This is a genomic window from Noviherbaspirillum album, assembly GCF_035916955.1.
Taxonomy (GTDB): domain Bacteria; phylum Pseudomonadota; class Gammaproteobacteria; order Burkholderiales; family Burkholderiaceae_D; genus Noviherbaspirillum; species Noviherbaspirillum album.
In genome coordinates, this window is record NZ_JAWIIV010000011.1 from 166,773 (window position 1) to 183,159 (window position 16,387).

Consider the following 16,387-nt stretch of genomic DNA (forward strand, 5'->3'; position numbering starts at 1 on the left):
TAAGATTTGGGAGGCCTAGTGGATAGAGTAGAGCAGGGTAAATGGGCGCCGGTGGCGAACGAGCGAATCAGGGCTCAGGTGGAATTGCTTACACCGGTGGAACGAGAGTATTTCGAAGAACGTGCCGGTATATTGGAGTACGGTTCAACGATCGAGCGTACGGCTGCTGAGGCATTAGCCTTGCAACAAACGAATGTCACGTTCAAAAAATAGCACTTATTCGTCCGACGGACGGGAATAACCGTTCCGCCCATCCTTGAGTTGTATCTGCATGTTGGACATTGCCGTTTGCAAAGTATCGCAATGCTTTGCGTCACCAACTGAAAAAGGAGCAGATATGTTCAAGAATGGCACTTGGGTTGGCGCAGGACGTTGGCTCGGTAAAGAGCAACACCCTGACCGTTGGCCCAAGCCGATCGCCGGACAGGTCATTGACTTTTGCGACGTTCGCGCATGGGCAAACACGGTTCATTTTCCCACCTCAATGCCTAATGCTGGCGCCGTCATGGGGGTAGCCCTCAAGTTGCAGGCCCAAGGCACATTGGACGGGATAACGCCGGTCCTTTGGGATTTTCTTACGCACCGTACTGTATGCTGGGAGCAAACGCAGCAACTGAAACTTTATTCGGACGACCTTTCGCTATGGCGCGCAGCCAAAGCACAACGGCTCGACCAGATTCACCATCCGAGAAGGCGAAAACCTCGGTCACTTCGTGACTTTCTGCCTGAAAACCTACAGCATCTTGTACTGGCCTAACTTCTCACCCCCCTAAACCTCTGGCGATTCGCCGGAGGTTTTTCTTTTCATTTTCATTCTAGGGCGCAGGCAACCGCGCGGGCGTATCGTCGCAATGTGATATCATCAACTTATATTTACCTGTTACGTATGCCATAGCAAACCACTTTTCAATATGACCGCCAAGTTGGGACGTCTATCGCGCCTCGGATTCTCCTCTATACCTGAGTGCCTCCTAGTTGCACCACGGGAGTATAGGGATTGTCTGGAGCCGATCAACATCCTCCCCATTCCGGATACAGGAGTGCGGCACTATATGCTGCTGACACTGACCGAGCAGATCATGTATGAGCGCTCTGGAGAGGTAACTGACCAATGGAAGAAAGCATACCGACTTGCCATGCGCGTTGTTGACGGACGAGGGGATGGCATATGGATCTCCATTTTTGGGGCTGTATGGACTTGGCAAGGCTTTGCTGCAGGCGACGAGTTGCATCTATACGGAGAGATCACGACCTGGAATGGACGCCGGCAGATGACCAGCCCGGTTTTCGTGGCAGAGCAAGATCGTGGCAAAGTCGTACCCGTCTATACCGGTAAGCCAGGGCAAGTCAGTGCTGCGGCCATCGCTGCAGGAGTGCAAGAGGCGCTTTCTGACGTGAATGTGGCATCATGCATCCTTCTTGAGCAAGCCTGTATACATGAGGCAGAGTTTAGCGCCATTAGCGGTGTGCAGGACCCAGTCACCTTGCTAAGGAATCTGCATACCCCGCTGTCAGTCAGAGAGGGCATTGCTGCACTTGCTGCGGCACGACGACTCACTGTTGCATCGGTTATTCGCCGAGCCCAGCAGATGAAGAGGCGAATTCCTGTCCCGAATGCAGCTATTGCCGTGGATCGCTCCATGATTGGAACGCTGATCAGCCGCTACCCATACCCATTGACAAAGGATCAACTGAAGGCAATCGAGGAGATTATCGCCGATCTCAGGTCGCCATTCCCGATGCGTAGATTACTGTCAGGCGATGTCGGAACGGGCAAAACCATCACCTTTGTCATTCCTGCGGTTGCGGCTTACCTGGCTGGCGCCGCTGTTGCGATCGTCGTCCCTAACCAATTACTCGTCAAGCAGATCGCAGCCGAGATCAGGGAGCACTATGCAGAAATCGTCATCTGTGAGGTTCTATCTGGCGACGAGGTCGGCAACGGGATCGTGGTCGGCACCACCGCAGTCCTCACGGCGTCTCGTAAGACCGAAGCGACTTATGATTTTGTGGTGACGGATGAGGAACACCGCTTTTCCGTCGAACAGAAGCAGTCGTTGGCTGGCCCGCACACCAATGTCCTCAGTGCGACTGCAACGGCAATTCCCCGCACCCTAGCGCTTGTCCAGTTTGGAGGAGTCGATCTCTCCTTATTGAAGGTCTGTCCGGTCATAAAGGACATCAAGACCCGTGTCATCGGCAGTAATGACAGCGGGCGCCTCTTCTCGTTCCTTCAGCGCGTGTTAGAGGAGGGTGGTCAGGCCGCTATCGTCTATCCTTTGACGGATTCCAGCAATGAAGATGTCGGTCTGGCGGTAAATAACGCTTTCGCTCGGTTCGAAGCGATACGGCCAGGACGGGTAGGGCTATTGCACGGCAAGCTTACTACCGATGAGAAGATCCAGACGATCGCACAGATGAAACTTGGCGAGCTTGACCTACTCGTCTGCACGACTGTCATCGAAGTAGGACTTACCTTGCCTTCCCTCCGGATGGTTGTTGTTGTGCAGCCAGATCAATTCGGTGTCTCTCAGTTGCACCAGCTGCGAGGCCGGGTGGCACGTCACGGTGGACCCGGCTTTTTCTTTTTGTACCAAACCCACGAGCTCGACGATGCAGCGATGGCTCGTCTAACGACGCTCGTGGAGTGCCAGGATGGTTTTACCCTTGCTGAACGCGATGCCGACCAGCGGGGGTATGGCAACATTGATGTCGAATCAGATGACCAATCAGGCAATAGTCGACTATTATTTTGGGGAGTGACCATCTCCAGACACGAAATAGAAGCTGAAGCGAAAAACGCGATGCTCTACTGACACAGCCAGCCGCTGTGAAATTTCTACAGGTTCTTGATCTTGTTCGAATTCTTGCCAGGTTCTTTTACTTCACCGCTCCTCGCACCGGCCTCGGTCGATAGCGACCGACCGATCAGCATTCCGGTTGGTCCGATGGTGCGTGAACTGCGTAAATCGATGGCCGACGATGGACTGAATATTTTTGCACCTCCTAACGGGGACTACTGGCACCTTTTCGTCTGGAACGGCCAGAAGTATTCGGCAAACGTCTACCTTGAGGAAAGCTCAGGAGAGGCCATGGTCGATATGTTTCCCTTCGCCTTCGATGCGACGCTGATTGAAGTTCCATTGTTCGAAGAGATCGCCGTGGTTCGGACCATGATGATCTTCCCAGCGGGGAACGCATAACCGTGGGGCGATGCCGCGGTTTGCGGCGCGATGCAGGGTTAAATAACAATAGATTTGCATGGGAGACAAAGATGTCTGTTGAAGCGGATAACCTCATCCAAGACACCAAACGCCAATGCGTTCGTATAGGCGTCAAGGGCGACAAGGTCGTGGAGCACCGGGACGAAACAGTCGTCAACATGTGGCAGCGCTTCAATGTTGACTTCCGGCCTGAGTCTGCGCTATTTGTAGATGGAGCATGCGTCCACGTAGGGAGCCATACGCAGGCGGCCTGCGAGGGGTTTTCCAGTCAGCTTCGCGAGACAGCGAAGGCTACGCAAGATGAAGGCTCGGTGGCAGCAAACCTGCTCGCAGCGTTACAGTAGCCTATAGTGCTGGACCTCTCCACATGATTATTCTTTGGTCTCATGCCACTTATGCTGGCGGCGGGCATCCTAGCATCGGCCATGGGGATGGGAGGATTGTTCGTATCATTTGGACTGCTGGCCCCGTCTCACTCAACTAAGCGCATTTGCCTGTTAATTCAAGGAATCTGATAGCAGCAATGCGATGGTCGGTACTCTGAAGCCGCTGAAAAGTCTCCCTTGAGCCGATAAGGCTGCGAGCAGCCTCCCTATCCGCCACGGTCTTGCACTTATTTTTGCATGTTCTCCATCTCGGTAATACCAAGGTATCGCACACCTTGATTTTACCCAACAGGAGAAAGTCATGAACATTGCAGCAACCAAGGCGTCGATGCGCCATCTGTACCTCTATACCTACCTTCTGCTCGAAGAAGTGAAGAAGAAGGGACGCCCAATTCGCCTTGAATGGGCAAACATCCCCACCGCCAATATCGGTCCAGATCCGAAGGACGAAAATGGACTGCTGTTGCAGCTATCTCATATGGCAGCAACAGGAAGCGATGAGGATGCGACTCTTCTTCGTGCACTTATAGCCCATGAAGTCCTTTGCCACGGAAATAACACCGACTTTTCCGTCAAGCCTGGCGCCGGCCTAGTCGGCATGATTTCCGGCCGTCTTGAAGATCCGCGCGGCGAACTTCTCGCGCTGCAGCGCTTTCCCGGGTCTAAGAAGGTCATCCGTGAAGGAATCGAGATCCTGACGAAACGGGGCCTTTATTTCGGTCCGGATCCTCAAAGGCAATACCATCCTGCGGAGATCTTATGCGGGTGGCTTACTACCGAGTTGCGCGCCGAGCTGCTTGACCAGACATGCCTTGAGCAGTTTGGTCAGGACTTTCGCAAACTGGCCATTGAGACCTTCGGTACAAAACTCGTCAATGCGATCAAGACGGAGGCACTCAAAGGTGCTCATGCCCGCAATACACAGGAAACTGTTGACACTGCTTCGCGCATTGTCAAGTTGATTGAGGAACGCAAAGAGGAGGCGGAACAAGAGACATCGGAACCGGAGACCGACCAGCAAGGTGACCAGGACGGTGACGTCGACAATGTCGAACCGCCACCGGCGCCAGCGGCAGAAGATTCACAGACGGCCGACTCCAACACCGATAAGTCGGATGAACAAGACGATGCGGACGGTACAGGTGCCGGAAACAGTTCTACGGAAGGCAGTGACAAGGGCGACGATGGCGAACTCGACAGCGGTGGCAATGACAGCGGCGTCGGCAACAACGGCGCCGATAATTCCGCCGGCAATGAAGGGGGTGAGGACAGTCAGGCGCACGGAAGTCCGGGCACTGACGCCGGCGAAACTGGCGCAGATGCATCTGAACCTTTTGAGCCGAGCAGTGATGCCTTACAGGCTGCGCTCAATGACCTGCTTGAAGCCGAGCAGGTCGACGGCGGGTCGTACGCGAAGGGCCTTGAAGACCTTTTGTGCGAGGGAAATGAAGCTATTGCGCTGGCCAAGGCAACAGGTGGTAGCCATACCAAGGAAATCACGGAAAAGCCGCACAACGTAACGCCCTCTGTTCAGCGCAGAGCAGCGCTACGCAGTGATTCACGTGCCTTGTCCGCTTCACTGGCGCTGAGGATGTCTGATTTGCTCGAATCGATCGGACAGGTACGGCGTCGCAATTCTTCAGACGGCCGGCTACGCCCATCGCGAATCTGGAAGGCCGCCATAGGTGACCTGCAGATTTGCCGCACAAAGACCCGTCAGGAAGAAATAGACACGTGTGTCTATCTGCTTGGCGATGAATCCGGATCGATGTTTGAGGTATTCGGCGAGATGAAGCGTTACCAAGCGGCCGGAAGGGTAGCCATGGCTGCCGGCGACGTCCTGGACGAGGCGAACATCCCATTCGCACTGGCCACCTTTGACGACAAGATCAGGCAGTGGAAAGGCTTTGACGATGACTGGTCAAGATCGGCTGCGTGCTATACCCCGACGCACCAGGGCAACACCAACACCGATACGGCCGTGGTCTGGTCGCTCAAGAAGTTTGCCGGGCGTACCGAATCGCGAAAGATCTTGATTGTCTTTCTGGACGGTGACCCTGGTGACCTCGATAAGCTCAATGCGGCAATCTACGAAGCCAACCATAGCTTCGGTGTCGAAGTCAGGTTCATCCTGATCGGAACACAGCACCTCAACGACTTCAAGAACGTCACCGCGCCCTATGGCGTGGCGACGACACCCAAGGAGCTAGCCGAGGCCGTTTTCGGCGCGCTCGAGGCAGCAATCATCTAACCCGCAGTTTAGCCCCCTGTACCGAAAGGTCAGGGGGCATACCTTTTACGCCGTCCGAACTAACTTCATCTGGCGTTACGCCCACCCATAAAAGCCTCTCCCTTGCCGACCCGCGCCGCGCGCGCAGAGGACGAAGAAGAAAAAAAGAAAAAAGAAAAAAAACCGGGCCGGCCAAAACAATGCGACTCGGTTCGTCAAGACCAGAGGGGGTGGGGTGCAACGCCGAATGAGGTTAGTTCGGGTTTGGCCAATTCGGTAGGACGTAGGATGCACATCAAAAAACTGATGATTTATACAGTAATGATGCGTCCAGCGTACCGCTATCACGATAGAATTCAGTATTGGATAAGGTATGAAACGGTAAGGAATAACGTCGGTAGTGAAGTCTCAGCTGGCCGGATTCTTTATGTGCGTCGATGTGTCCGAAGGCAGGGGTTACACGCTGATATTTGAGAGGCTTAGGCAAAGATGGGACATAAGGACGACAAGCTCTTTACTCTCGATCGCGATGGCGGACGGGAGAAGATCAGCCGTGCGACTTATGCACCGCGGTCGCATCGGCGCGCGAACACGACCAGTCGAGCGCGGTCGAAGTGGAGTCTCTCCATTGCGGTCTTGGTCGGCGCCATCATCGGCACAGTTCTCTTCCGGTTTATCTGAGGACGATTCCATGCATACGACACATATTCCCGTAACCAGGTCGCTCTTTGACGACGACTGCTATACCTATGAGAAAAAGCTGCGCGAAAGCTTCGAAGCATGGGTCAGGAGCCGCAAGGGCAACCGGTCAGGGGACCGGAGCCAGCGTGAGCTACGCGAGGAATCCATGGTCGTCTATCGGGAGATGTGGGACGCCTTCACGGCCTTTTGCGCGCAGCGCCAGCTCGGCCTGCAGGACATCCTCCCGGAGGACCTTGACTCGTTCCTGATGAGCCGCGGCACCGGCCACGACAGCACTCGGCCGTTGGTACGCACCAAAGGCGACGAACTCAGCCTCCGATACGCGCGCCGATACCTGTTCCTCATCGATCGCATCACATGCTTGCAGGCCCGAGTTGCCGGTATCGAGGCTAATAGAGCAGCCCAAAAGCTGCTTGAGCGTCCCGAATACCGCTATGCCAATGCCGAAGACAAAAATCCGATACCGGAATACCTGACTACCGCCCAAGTGAAGCGGCTCATCGCGCATGTCACACAGATCTATGACAACGCCGATGGCGGCGCCCCGATCAGCTGGAAGGAGGCCCGCAACCGGTCAGCCGTCGCAATGATGCTTGGCGCCGGACTCTCACCCGGCGATGTCAGGGCTGTCGACGTGTCAGGGATTGTGGTCGATGGCGGCCGCAAAGCCGGTCTTCCATGGAAGATCCACGTGCCGGGTAACGGAAATTCCCCTCCACGCGACACGCCAATTGCGGAATGGGCAGGACGCCAACTTGCGTTCTGGCTGTCCGTTCGTGGCCAGCAAAAAATTCAGGGCGATCGGCTATTCCCGTCATCAAGCTCGGGCACGGCTTGGTCTCATACGGGATGCTTCGAATCCTGCAAAGCAGTACTTCAGGCCGCAGGACTTGGCGATGCCACCGGCGGCCTTTTCATGCTTCGCCACAGCTTCGCACTGCGTCAGTTGTCAAAGGGTAAGACGGAGGTGGAAGTTGCACGATACCTTGGCCTGACCGATGTGAACTCAATGCGACGTTATCGCGGAATTCTCGTAAGTCCTGCCGACGTTGTTTAGTTCTTTCGGTTTGGGGCAGGAGCATTACCTGTGCCGGTGTCCAGCACATCCGGTCCTAGCTTTTCCGAGGAAATGAGGAAACACGGTCTTTGCCATTGAGATAAGGGCGGTTCTGTGGCAACATGCCTCTGAACAGAACTTATTTCAGTCTTGAAAGTTAATGGCAAAAGCACCGTTTATTGAAGATGCACGGCTCAAGCACATGCTGAAAGTCGCTGCCATTTCCGGCGAAAATCCGGAACGCAATGTCGCTCTGCTTTACGTTATCTATGGCACCGGCATGATGCTTACCGAAGTGGCGCGCATGCCGGTGTCCCGATATATGAAACCGGACGGCACGTTGCTTGAGAAATCGGCTATCACTTCCGAAATCGCCTACAACGGCAAGGAGCGGCCTCTGTGGTGGTCAAATGCGAAAGTGGTTGCCGCTATCGACAAGTACCTTGAAAACCGCCTCAGAAACAAGCACGGCATCACGACGCGCAACGCGGCCTATCGAGGACTTGATCCTGATGGGCCGTTGTTCCTGACCGGCGAGGGCGTGCCGTACAAGCTCATCCAGCGCAAGACAGGAACCGGCGCGATCAGCTATTCGTGCGATTCCCTTAGCCAGCTTTTCCGCAAATTGCATTTGCAGGCCGGGATTGAGGGGGCGAGCGCCATGTCGGGTCGCCGCACCTTCGCCGTTCGCCTAAGCCAGAAGGGTTACGACCTTCGACACATCAATGAGCTGCTTGGGCATGAGACTCTGACCGCGACAAAACGCCTAATCGATGCCGATCCTGTGCGCCTTGGCGCTCTCGTTGCGGGAGTAATTTGATGACTGGAAGGATTCCAGGAGTGGAGGCCCTAGAAAACGCGGACTGGCGGATAGATACCGTTACGACCCTCAGTAAGCCGTGGACATCCCCTTGGACCGGCGAGACATCTCCAGAAGGAACGTTGGTCAAAAAGGTAACGGTGGCAAGGCTCAATCGCAAGCAAACTCTTACCGTAACGATTCCAAACGCATCAGCGCTGTTTCTCAATATAGCCCGACGAGCATATTCGGAAGCCCTTTCAATCCGGCGCGAGCACATCCATCCGAATGCTCGGAGAACTGAGCTTTCTTTGGACGACAAAACTGCTTTTACCTATCTTGAGTGCATGTTCGAAGCCGTAGTCTGTGCGCATACTGCAGTTGAAGCGTTTGTGAACGAGTTGCTACCTGCTGATAAGACGTATAAACGAAAGAACCGGCATGGTGAAATCGAGATTTTGAGTAAAGAAGAGATTGAGCGACGCGCTTCCTTGTCTGAGAAAGTTGGAACGATTCTTCCAGTAGCGATCGGTATCAACTCACCAAAAGGTATCCACCGAGCATACTCTGATCTTCAGGCACTTACAAAAATTAGAGATCGTCTGACCCACATGAAAAGTATCGATAGAAAGTCATCTGGACCGGAGGTCGATACTGTTTGGCATCAGCTGGTTATTTGCGAATCGCCGATCGATCAGGCCATGTGTGTCATAAGATATTTTTCGCCGAAAGACGATAAGTGCCCTCGCTGGCTAACCTCATATCCCAAAAAATAGGAAATTCTCAATGAAGAACATGGCGGTAGTAAGAGTGCAAGATAAGGTATTAGAAAAGCAGCTGTTTCGCCTAACTACGGCCCTTTCGGTCATTGGTTTTCTCACGTGTATCGTTATGTCCCTGCACTTCCATCAGAAGCGGGCGGATTTGATACGTTCGATCGACAATGTGAGCGAGACATACAAAAATATTGCCGCTCGCTGCACGACTTCGGAGATTCTTGCCCCTAAGGCACAAGGGCGTTCAGATGACTGCGAGATGAAAGACCGTATGGGTCCCCAGATGTCCGAAATGACAGGGAAATATGCGGCAGACGCGACCCATTATTCATACCAGTGTGACCGCTACTTCATAGCCGCATTTTGCTTACCATTTCTCCTATTTACTATCTTCGGTACAGGAGCTTGGGTAGTTACAGGGAGAGCTCCTAGCTTCCTACGGAACTACGATTGAAAGTTCATAGAGATCTGGATACCAGAGTCTTGGTGGTGTGCAGTAGCCTCGGTGCTGGTGATAGCCACTGGTATCTGCCTTGCCATCCACGGTAAGCATGTTGATAGAGTCTTGAAGGCATTCTAGGAAAACCCGGTGGAGTCCATTGAGGGGCACGGCTTGTCGGACATGAGCAAAACGGAAATCGCTGCTATTGGCATCACGGTTAACTAAAGAAAAATACGAGGCATTCTCTGTGCATAAAAAAGAAGAGGAAACTGCATCATGGTTCTTATCGCTCCCCATTTATCATCCGATAGCACGGGGATTAAAGCCGTGTCGCGAAGCATATGTAAAGATTCAGCTATTTAGCGAGACGTTCGACGCGTATTGCCCTTCGTGTCAACAGGAGGCGACGTTTCGCATGCACGGAGATCAGCAGCTTGCGAATGCATTGAGGCTTGAAAGAGCAGTTATTCCAACCAGCCAAACCATTCGATCGTCATCCGGGTCCGCATCGGCTCCCGCCCAATTTACAAAGACTGCAGAATGCACACGCAACCCAAGTCACTCTTTGTTTTTCTATTTCGTTGTTAGCGATGATGTTCTTTGCAAGGCAGGGCAGTTCCCGAGTTATGCGACTTTGGCTCAGGGAGAAACGAAGAGCTTTCGTAAAGTCCTGGGTGATGAAAGAGTAACTGAACTGAATACGGCGATTGGCTTGGCCGCGCATGGTGTCGGCGTCGGTGCCTTTGTCTATCTGCGCAGAATATTCGAATCGCTCGTCGAAGATGCGCACCAGGCCGCCAAGAACGGCCCGAAATGGGACGAGCCGGCGTACCTAGGGCTGCGTATGGCCGAACGCTTGCCGCTGCTAGCCGGACACCTGCCGCCGTTTTTAGTAGAACACGCGAAGTTGTACGCCATCTTGAGTCTACACCTGCACGAGCTGTCTGACGCCGATTGCCGCGCCAGCTTCGACATCGTGAAACAGGGGCTTTTTGCAATCGCCGAAGATCGGCTTGCTGAACGCCAGCGGCAACAGCGTGCCGCCGCTGCGAGCAAGGCGATCGCCGGCTACAAACCACCTTCCCCTTAACAAACGAAAACGCATTATGAGGAAATTTGTAGTCGACTTCAGCATGACCTTAGACGAAACGGGGACGAGCGCGACCCTAAATCGGGTGAAGGACGCGGCTGAGTGCGATATCACTGCATCGTTCATTGCTTATGCAGACAAGAAAGGTGTTGAGCTGAATACGCAAATTGCAATTCAAGAGGTCGCGGGCGATTACGCTCGTGAATTTGCGTCGATTCTGCCGTAAGCGTTTAGACCAAGGAAACAAATGCTCCGCCCATACAAGAAAAAAGCAAACATTGCCGCCGGAATTTGGCTTGCCAGCGTCGGATTGCTGGGCTATGTTGGGTCAAGAGGACAAGGAAACATTTGGGATAACGGTGACATCCTTAGCATCTCTTCAATGGTGATATGTATGACGGCGTATTGGTACGCATTCTGGGCGTACGCCAGAGCAAAAGGGCGGTCTGGAGCATGGGGAATCATCCTTCCAATCTTCTCCATTATCGGCTTGTTGACTCTAGCTGCTCTCCGAGACCTTCATCCTGATGACGACGCGTCAAATGGAGAGGAAAACCGTGACCAGTAGAACGACGAGAAAGCACCGGACGGAGATATTGGGTTGCCTTCGAGCGCAGCGTGCGGCATTCGGAGTTGTCACGCGTGCACGTGGTGTGCGTTGGTGGGCAGCGGCTACCAAGCTTAGCGACAGCGGGATGTGCCGACTAGTGTCGACCGGAGCGCATCGCGGTACCGAGTGGTCATGTATCCCATACGGCACAACGCTTTACGCGGCTACACGAGAACTCGTCAAGCCCGTCGCTGACAGCATGAAACACCCGGAACGGTTGCCTACAGTTGGCGACGAAGTTTGGTTCGTGTTTCATGGCCTGGTGTGCCGTGGTCGAGTCTCGCGAATTGATAAGCCGGGGCAACCGATGGCGTACGCTTGCGTGTTCGTGAAGCTTGGTGGCAAGCCCGATGGAGGCGAAACCTGTCTGCACGGACGAAGCTCTGCAAAAGCTGGTGAAGGCGATCATTGGTACTGGTCTGAGCAAGACGCCTGGAACATTATCGCTCATGAGTTGGAGCGCGAAGCGCAGCGTCTTGAGCCGCAGCAGAATTGACGAGGAAAAAAGGGAGAAGCATGCCGCGTCCCGTCAAACAAAGTATTGGCGATCTTGACGTGATGGCTGACGCAGTTGAGCGCTTGAAGTATGTCATGTACGCGCAATCTTTTTACGAAAAGCGGTATCAGGATGCACTCAGGAGAGTCGTCAATGATCTTGGCGACCCCTGGGCATACCTGCATATGGCTGTAGATGGTCGGGAAAACTTGATCCAACTACTTCGTTCTCAGTTTGAATAGGAAAAACCGTGGATACAAGAGTAGTGATCGTCGGTAGCGCAGTTTTACTCGTGCTTGGTTGTTTCTGGCTCCCGAGTTATTTGATTTCTCGTTCCATCAAAGCATACCGGCGTAAAGCGATCCTGGCTGGATTCGGGGCCACGTTCGACAAACTGCTGGATTTAGCGACTATCGACGCGAAGGCAAACCGAACGATTGTCGACAGTGTCACGGTAATGAAAGTGTACCGAGAAGCAGAAACCCTCGCCGCGTTGAACAGGCAATAAAGGAAAAACATGACAGGATCGATGCGCCAGTACGAAGAAATCGGCGGCTACAAATATTGGATCGACGCTGTCGCGCTTCCACGTTACTCAGACTATGGGCCTACGCGCTATCGAGGCCGGATCCACATAGTGCAGTTGCCAAATACTGAACGAATGATGGATGAGCCGGTGATCATTTTAAACCCACACGATGAGAAGACGAAAGTCGATGCCATTGGCTTGGCGGAGTCGGAGCTCAGGTATTACTTACGCTACGACCTTATGCAGACCATGATCCATTTTGCTAGAGAACGAGCGCTTCTCGACCCAGTCAGTTTCGATTGACTCTGCAAGCTAGAACAACTCGAAACGAGTCTGGTCGGCACTGGCTAAGCCACTGAATGAACAGCAAGGAAAAACGGCGAGAGCCGGAAAGGAGAAATGAATGTCCATCGGAATTGCAGTTGCAATCGGTGACGTGGTGTTGATGGTAGCCGATGGGCGCCGATCGAACGCATTCTCCATTCTTACCGATCAGGCTGAAAAAATCGTCGACTTGAACGATTCGCTTGTCGTCATAGAATTCGGAGCCGTTATGGCTTCGACTAATGTTGTTGACGAGTTGAGGGCCGACAGCCGCCTACCGGTAGCGGGGAGGGAGTTTATGGATCTTCTAACGCGCAGCATCCATAGCGCCGGAGCGTTCCTCGTTGCAGCCGTCATTCCCGATTCTACTAATCTGTCGAGGATCAAGGTCGGTCTGCTTGCAGGCGGCGTTGATGCAGACGGAGCGTATATCGGCGGCGCGTTGTTCGGACACGGAATGAGTGAGCCCAGCAGGCTTCTGCTTCGCCCGAACTCTACGCCTCAGTTCATTGTTCTCGGTGGTGAAACTTGCGGAGCACAAGAGTATTTCGAGCGTGAAATCGGACGCGCATATCGAGCATCGGGCACTGATCGGGCTACTCTAATCTCCATGCTAAAGCGTGCAGCGAAAAAGACTGTTCGTTACGCTGCAACCCACGACAACACTATCGGAGGACGCGTCCAGTATCGCATCCTTCAGCCTGAACACCCGACGCAGAGCGGTTTTTTATAGGAAAAGCCCGTGCCATTGAATAACGCTATTGCAAGGCAATCCGACGTACTTGCACTCTTGAAGTCAGCATGGGACGCCTCGACAAAGAATGCCGTCGCATCGGGGTACATGGCCGGATTGATTGATTCTCTGATGTGGGCTGGCCGTATGTCAGAGCAAGAGTATCAAGCCGCGTACGACCAATACGTTTATGCTCAGTGAAGGAAGGAAAAAACATGATGAAGACTTTGACCATAGCGAAGATTTGCCAGATCAATGACTTGTCCATAGCGACAGCAGAAAAGGCGCTCGCCAGCTTGCAAGAAAAGGGGCTTGTCACCGGTTTTGTTCCCGGCGATGTGCATGCTCACATCACGCTGACAGCTGAAGCGGCCAAGCACCTCAACTGATACCGGAAAAACCCGTACCATTGAATAGGGAGAAGAAAGTGAATATTGATGTGACTGATCTGGCCCCGTGCCCGAGATGCCGTGAACGGGAGAAGTTGGTCCCTGAACTTCATCCTGGTACTGCCTTTGTAAGGTGCGGCGCATGCAACTATATGGGGCCTGAGTTCTTGCCTCGGGGGGATGGAAAGCAGGTTCTACCCGCTGTCATTCGTGCATGGAACACCTTGCCGCGGTAGACCAGAAACCAGGGGAAAAGCATGACTCAAGAACAGGTGATTACCGAACTCCAGAAAGACGTTCCTGGCTTCATGGATAGGCTTTTTGGCAAAGGCAATTGGATACACGACGAAGCAGAGCAGCTCTACATTGCCCGTGATCCGAAATACAAAGGGCCAGATTTCGGTTTTATCGCTGTGCGACCGGACGGATCGTTTTTCACCGGCGTGCGACCCAAAGATGCATTGCAATAAACGTCAAGGAAAACACAACGCTATCAAGCCCATGCAAGCATACCTAGCAGATCGAACGTTTCTCACTGTCCGGCGCAAACTAACCGCGTGGAACGAACGAGCTCCATGGGCAGGTGCCGTAGCGGGCATGTTATTTTGCAGCCCTGTTTACGGAACGCCAGCCTACGTACTGAACGCGCTTGGACTCTTGAGCGCATGAACACAGGCGGCTGTGCCGCTGGTTATTCAAAACACTTATACCGCTGGGGTCCCTAATTGCACACGCCGTTGAGCCCGCTTCGGGCCGCCACGCTCACTCTTCCAGTTCACGCCGTTAGTCTCTGGCAGGTATTCCTCCTATGTGGGGTGCTCGCTCATGAACGAGCGCATCTTCTATTGGCGATCGCCCTTCTGGTGCCCATTCACCACTTCCTGTTCAACCTCACCACCACTCTCCATCCGCAAGTGGCGACCGCCCCACTAACGGGTAAGGAGCGCGACAATTGGATGCGCATCGTGGGATTCGCCCCTGTCGATCCTTTGACCGGCCCATGGTGGGTCCGATTAAGCCTGGTGGTGGCTTTGTGCTCAATTGGAACGTGGGCGCTCGTCGCCGCTTACGGTTCTTGGAGTGCCATAAGCCAAGACGTGAATCGTCTGCTCGCAACGCCGGATGGGTGGTTCGCCATTGGAGGGATGTTCATCGGAACTTTCCTAGTCTACGGACCGGTACGGATGGTGTCCGGTCGGTATATGGCTTACCTCGGCCTGAACGTCGCTCGCCCCTGGAAAGTGCTCGCAGCATCGCTGGCCCTGTGGATGTGGGTGGCCGCGCTATTTGCAGGCATGCATCAGAAGATCGATGTTCTATGCGGAGAGCATCGTGGAGCGTTGTGCGGAATGCAACATGCATATTCCCAGCCACTCACGTCCTCGCTAGATGCCATCTACTTCAGTGCCGTGACCTTGGCTACGGTGGGTTACGGCGACATTTCTCCCGTAGCTCCAGTTGCTCGCCTTGTGACTGTTTTAGAGATTGCTATCGGCATCGGTCTGCTTGGCTTCCTTTTGGGCCGTGTCGCCGGGCTTGCTGTGGCAACGGATCGCAACGTCTAGCCTCGATAGACATTCAGTGAGTGAAAGGGGATGAAGCGGTATAACAGGTCGGTCGACGCGGACACGTTGCGGCACGGGGCCAACGGCGCCGTTGGAAATCGTGCACCGTGCGGCCCTTGCCGCAACGTGTCGGTTACCTTTACGTTGAATGTCTGCTTTGGAGCGAGGCGATAGGCTGGTCCGGGTCGATTGCCGGCAGTCAACGGGAGATCGTCAATGGCTCGTTCTTACTGCATTGCGGACGATTCCTTTCTGCCAAGTCCGCTTATGACTCCGTCCAAGTGAGCACGTCGTCGTAACGGTGAAGATCTTCACCGTTACGGCTGAAGACGCTGCCGGACATGGTGCGGAGCAGGCCCGGAATACGCAATTGCAACAACGGGGGCTCATAATGCGTTTGTTCGCGTCTGGTACCGGAAGGGCTGCTTAACTTGCTTGACCTCCGGCTATAAAAATGGCTTATAAAAGGTAGTGAATCATTACAGGAGACCAAGAAACGCAATCGCGCTGTTTCTTACTTCAGGAGATGACTTACTATGAAATTTGCCTCTTTCCTTATACCCCTCGCCATGTTGGTTGCTCTAGCTGGTTGCGGTGAACAGACCGTTGAACTAGTTGGCTACCATTCCTCCAGGTCTCACCCGACCGCCTCAATTAGCGTCCGAGGCGACAAGGGCGTTCTCAAGCTGGTGAACACCCCACTGAGAGATTTCCCTGACACGCAAAGGGAATGGGAGCTTGATGCTGTAAAAATGCCTAATTGGTTGGAGCAACTGGCGCCAAATTACCAGTCCGCCACCATGCGAGTAGTTCATTTGAAAACAGAACTACAGTTCGTCGGCGGTGCCGGATTTCTGTTCTGCCTACCCTGCCAAAGCATAGGTCTGCCGACGGAATGGCATTTCGCTGGCGAGAAAAACTGATAACTGACAATCCTAACTGCCACAAAGCCACCCATCTCGTTCGAGATGGGGTGGCTTTCTTCATTTCTGTTCCTCATTACCACTGGTTAGGCCATCTCAGCGTCCCGCTGAT

Annotated in this window: 22 protein-coding genes; all 22 read left to right on the forward strand. The window is 53.7% G+C overall.

Annotated elements, in window-relative coordinates:
* Positions 1 to 18: 18 nt before the first annotated feature.
* The 22 genes from RY831_RS15185 to RY831_RS15290 all read left to right on the forward strand — a co-directional run bounded on the left by RY831_RS15185 (position 19) and on the right by RY831_RS15290 (position 16,275).
* Positions 19 to 213, forward strand: a complete 195-nt coding sequence (locus RY831_RS15185) for a hypothetical protein (protein WP_326507213.1) — start codon at positions 19 to 21, stop codon at positions 211 to 213.
* Between the two features lie 58 nt (positions 214 to 271).
* Positions 272 to 757, forward strand: coding sequence for a hypothetical protein (locus RY831_RS15190; protein ID WP_326507214.1), 486 nt, complete (start codon positions 272 to 274; stop codon positions 755 to 757).
* A 295-nt stretch (positions 758 to 1,052) separates the two neighbouring features.
* Complete coding sequence (locus RY831_RS15195) at positions 1,053 to 2,816, forward strand: helicase-related protein (RefSeq protein WP_326507215.1); 1,764 nt, start codon at positions 1,053 to 1,055, stop codon at positions 2,814 to 2,816.
* Positions 2,817 to 2,855: 39 nt separating this feature from the next.
* The gene (locus RY831_RS15200; RefSeq protein WP_326507216.1) at positions 2,856 to 3,203 is read left to right on the forward strand and encodes a hypothetical protein; all 348 of its coding nucleotides are present in this window, start codon (positions 2,856 to 2,858) and stop codon (positions 3,201 to 3,203) included.
* Positions 3,204 to 3,274: 71 nt separating this feature from the next.
* Complete coding sequence (locus tag RY831_RS15205; protein ID WP_326507217.1) at positions 3,275 to 3,568, forward strand: hypothetical protein; 294 nt, start codon at positions 3,275 to 3,277, stop codon at positions 3,566 to 3,568.
* Positions 3,569 to 3,911: 343 nt separating this feature from the next.
* Entirely contained in the window at positions 3,912 to 5,861 is a 1,950-nt protein-coding gene (locus RY831_RS15210; RefSeq protein ID WP_326507218.1) for a VWA domain-containing protein, read from the forward strand.
* Between the two features lie 670 nt (positions 5,862 to 6,531).
* Positions 6,532 to 7,599 carry a site-specific integrase gene (locus RY831_RS15215; protein WP_326507219.1) on the forward strand — a complete coding sequence of 356 codons (1,068 nt, stop codon included), beginning with the start codon at positions 6,532 to 6,534 and terminating at the stop codon, positions 7,597 to 7,599.
* Between the two features lie 160 nt (positions 7,600 to 7,759).
* The gene (locus RY831_RS15220) at positions 7,760 to 8,419 is read left to right on the forward strand and encodes a tyrosine-type recombinase/integrase (protein ID WP_326507220.1); all 660 of its coding nucleotides are present in this window, start codon (positions 7,760 to 7,762) and stop codon (positions 8,417 to 8,419) included.
* Positions 8,419 to 9,174, forward strand: a complete 756-nt coding sequence (locus RY831_RS15225; RefSeq protein WP_326507221.1) for a hypothetical protein — start codon at positions 8,419 to 8,421, stop codon at positions 9,172 to 9,174. The genes RY831_RS15220 and RY831_RS15225 overlap by 1 nt, the downstream gene beginning before the upstream one ends.
* A gap of 10 nt (positions 9,175 to 9,184) precedes the next feature.
* Positions 9,185 to 9,628, forward strand: coding sequence for a hypothetical protein (locus tag RY831_RS15230; protein WP_326507222.1), 444 nt, complete (start codon positions 9,185 to 9,187; stop codon positions 9,626 to 9,628).
* A gap of 403 nt (positions 9,629 to 10,031) precedes the next feature.
* Positions 10,032 to 10,706: a hypothetical protein gene (locus tag RY831_RS15235; RefSeq protein ID WP_326507223.1), complete on the forward strand. Its 675-nt coding sequence runs from the start codon at positions 10,032 to 10,034 to the stop codon at positions 10,704 to 10,706.
* A 43-nt stretch (positions 10,707 to 10,749) separates the two neighbouring features.
* Positions 10,750 to 10,932, forward strand: coding sequence for a hypothetical protein (locus tag RY831_RS15240; RefSeq protein WP_326507224.1), 183 nt, complete (start codon positions 10,750 to 10,752; stop codon positions 10,930 to 10,932).
* A 21-nt stretch (positions 10,933 to 10,953) separates the two neighbouring features.
* Entirely contained in the window at positions 10,954 to 11,274 is a 321-nt protein-coding gene (locus RY831_RS15245; RefSeq protein ID WP_326507225.1) for a hypothetical protein, read from the forward strand.
* Between the two features lie 241 nt (positions 11,275 to 11,515).
* Complete coding sequence (locus RY831_RS15250) at positions 11,516 to 11,812, forward strand: hypothetical protein (protein ID WP_326507226.1); 297 nt, start codon at positions 11,516 to 11,518, stop codon at positions 11,810 to 11,812.
* Between the two features lie 20 nt (positions 11,813 to 11,832).
* A complete protein-coding gene (locus tag RY831_RS15255) occupies positions 11,833 to 12,054 on the forward strand; it encodes a hypothetical protein (protein WP_326507227.1) in 222 nt (73 codons plus the stop codon).
* 8 nt (positions 12,055 to 12,062) lie between these two features.
* Positions 12,063 to 12,320, forward strand: coding sequence for a hypothetical protein (locus RY831_RS15260; protein ID WP_326507228.1), 258 nt, complete (start codon positions 12,063 to 12,065; stop codon positions 12,318 to 12,320).
* Positions 12,321 to 12,329: 9 nt separating this feature from the next.
* Positions 12,330 to 12,644, forward strand: coding sequence for a hypothetical protein (locus RY831_RS15265; RefSeq protein WP_326507229.1), 315 nt, complete (start codon positions 12,330 to 12,332; stop codon positions 12,642 to 12,644).
* 100 nt (positions 12,645 to 12,744) lie between these two features.
* Positions 12,745 to 13,398: a hypothetical protein gene (locus RY831_RS15270; protein ID WP_326507230.1), complete on the forward strand. Its 654-nt coding sequence runs from the start codon at positions 12,745 to 12,747 to the stop codon at positions 13,396 to 13,398.
* A 215-nt stretch (positions 13,399 to 13,613) separates the two neighbouring features.
* Positions 13,614 to 13,787: a hypothetical protein gene (locus RY831_RS15275; RefSeq protein ID WP_326507231.1), complete on the forward strand. Its 174-nt coding sequence runs from the start codon at positions 13,614 to 13,616 to the stop codon at positions 13,785 to 13,787.
* Between the two features lie 257 nt (positions 13,788 to 14,044).
* Positions 14,045 to 14,257, forward strand: coding sequence for a hypothetical protein (locus RY831_RS15280; protein WP_326507232.1), 213 nt, complete (start codon positions 14,045 to 14,047; stop codon positions 14,255 to 14,257).
* A 375-nt stretch (positions 14,258 to 14,632) separates the two neighbouring features.
* Positions 14,633 to 15,352, forward strand: coding sequence for an ion channel (locus RY831_RS15285; RefSeq protein WP_326507233.1), 720 nt, complete (start codon positions 14,633 to 14,635; stop codon positions 15,350 to 15,352).
* Positions 15,353 to 15,888: 536 nt separating this feature from the next.
* Positions 15,889 to 16,275 (forward strand): hypothetical protein, encoded by a 387-nt coding sequence (locus RY831_RS15290; protein WP_326507234.1) that lies wholly within the window; start codon positions 15,889 to 15,891, stop codon positions 16,273 to 16,275.
* Positions 16,276 to 16,387: the final 112 nt, after the last annotated feature.

What these genes read in the sequence shown, in the direction of transcription:
- RY831_RS15210 (WP_326507218.1), top strand. Translation starts at nt 3,912, where the DNA reads ATGAACATTGCAGCAACCAAGGCGTCGATGCGCCATCTGTACCTCTAT.
- RY831_RS15270 (WP_326507230.1), top strand. Translation starts at nt 12,745, where the DNA reads ATGTCCATCGGAATTGCAGTTGCAATCGGTGACGTGGTGTTGATGGTA.
- RY831_RS15275 (WP_326507231.1), top strand. Translation starts at nt 13,614, where the DNA reads ATGATGAAGACTTTGACCATAGCGAAGATTTGCCAGATCAATGACTTG.
- RY831_RS15235 (WP_326507223.1), top strand. Translation starts at nt 10,032, where the DNA reads ATGCACGGAGATCAGCAGCTTGCGAATGCATTGAGGCTTGAAAGAGCA.
- RY831_RS15215 (WP_326507219.1), top strand. Translation starts at nt 6,532, where the DNA reads ATGCATACGACACATATTCCCGTAACCAGGTCGCTCTTTGACGACGAC.
- RY831_RS15240 (WP_326507224.1), top strand. Translation starts at nt 10,750, where the DNA reads ATGACCTTAGACGAAACGGGGACGAGCGCGACCCTAAATCGGGTGAAG.
- RY831_RS15205 (WP_326507217.1), top strand. Translation starts at nt 3,275, where the DNA reads ATGTCTGTTGAAGCGGATAACCTCATCCAAGACACCAAACGCCAATGC.
- RY831_RS15225 (WP_326507221.1), top strand. Translation starts at nt 8,419, where the DNA reads ATGACTGGAAGGATTCCAGGAGTGGAGGCCCTAGAAAACGCGGACTGG.
- RY831_RS15245 (WP_326507225.1), top strand. Translation starts at nt 10,954, where the DNA reads ATGCTCCGCCCATACAAGAAAAAAGCAAACATTGCCGCCGGAATTTGG.
- RY831_RS15290 (WP_326507234.1), top strand. Translation starts at nt 15,889, where the DNA reads ATGAAATTTGCCTCTTTCCTTATACCCCTCGCCATGTTGGTTGCTCTA.
- RY831_RS15195 (WP_326507215.1), top strand. Translation starts at nt 1,053, where the DNA reads ATGCTGCTGACACTGACCGAGCAGATCATGTATGAGCGCTCTGGAGAG.
- RY831_RS15250 (WP_326507226.1), top strand. Translation starts at nt 11,516, where the DNA reads ATGAAACACCCGGAACGGTTGCCTACAGTTGGCGACGAAGTTTGGTTC.
- RY831_RS15190 (WP_326507214.1), top strand. Translation starts at nt 272, where the DNA reads ATGTTGGACATTGCCGTTTGCAAAGTATCGCAATGCTTTGCGTCACCA.
- RY831_RS15255 (WP_326507227.1), top strand. Translation starts at nt 11,833, where the DNA reads ATGCCGCGTCCCGTCAAACAAAGTATTGGCGATCTTGACGTGATGGCT.
- RY831_RS15280 (WP_326507232.1), top strand. Translation starts at nt 14,045, where the DNA reads ATGACTCAAGAACAGGTGATTACCGAACTCCAGAAAGACGTTCCTGGC.
- RY831_RS15220 (WP_326507220.1), top strand. Translation starts at nt 7,760, where the DNA reads ATGGCAAAAGCACCGTTTATTGAAGATGCACGGCTCAAGCACATGCTG.
- RY831_RS15265 (WP_326507229.1), top strand. Translation starts at nt 12,330, where the DNA reads ATGACAGGATCGATGCGCCAGTACGAAGAAATCGGCGGCTACAAATAT.
- RY831_RS15230 (WP_326507222.1), top strand. Translation starts at nt 9,185, where the DNA reads ATGAAGAACATGGCGGTAGTAAGAGTGCAAGATAAGGTATTAGAAAAG.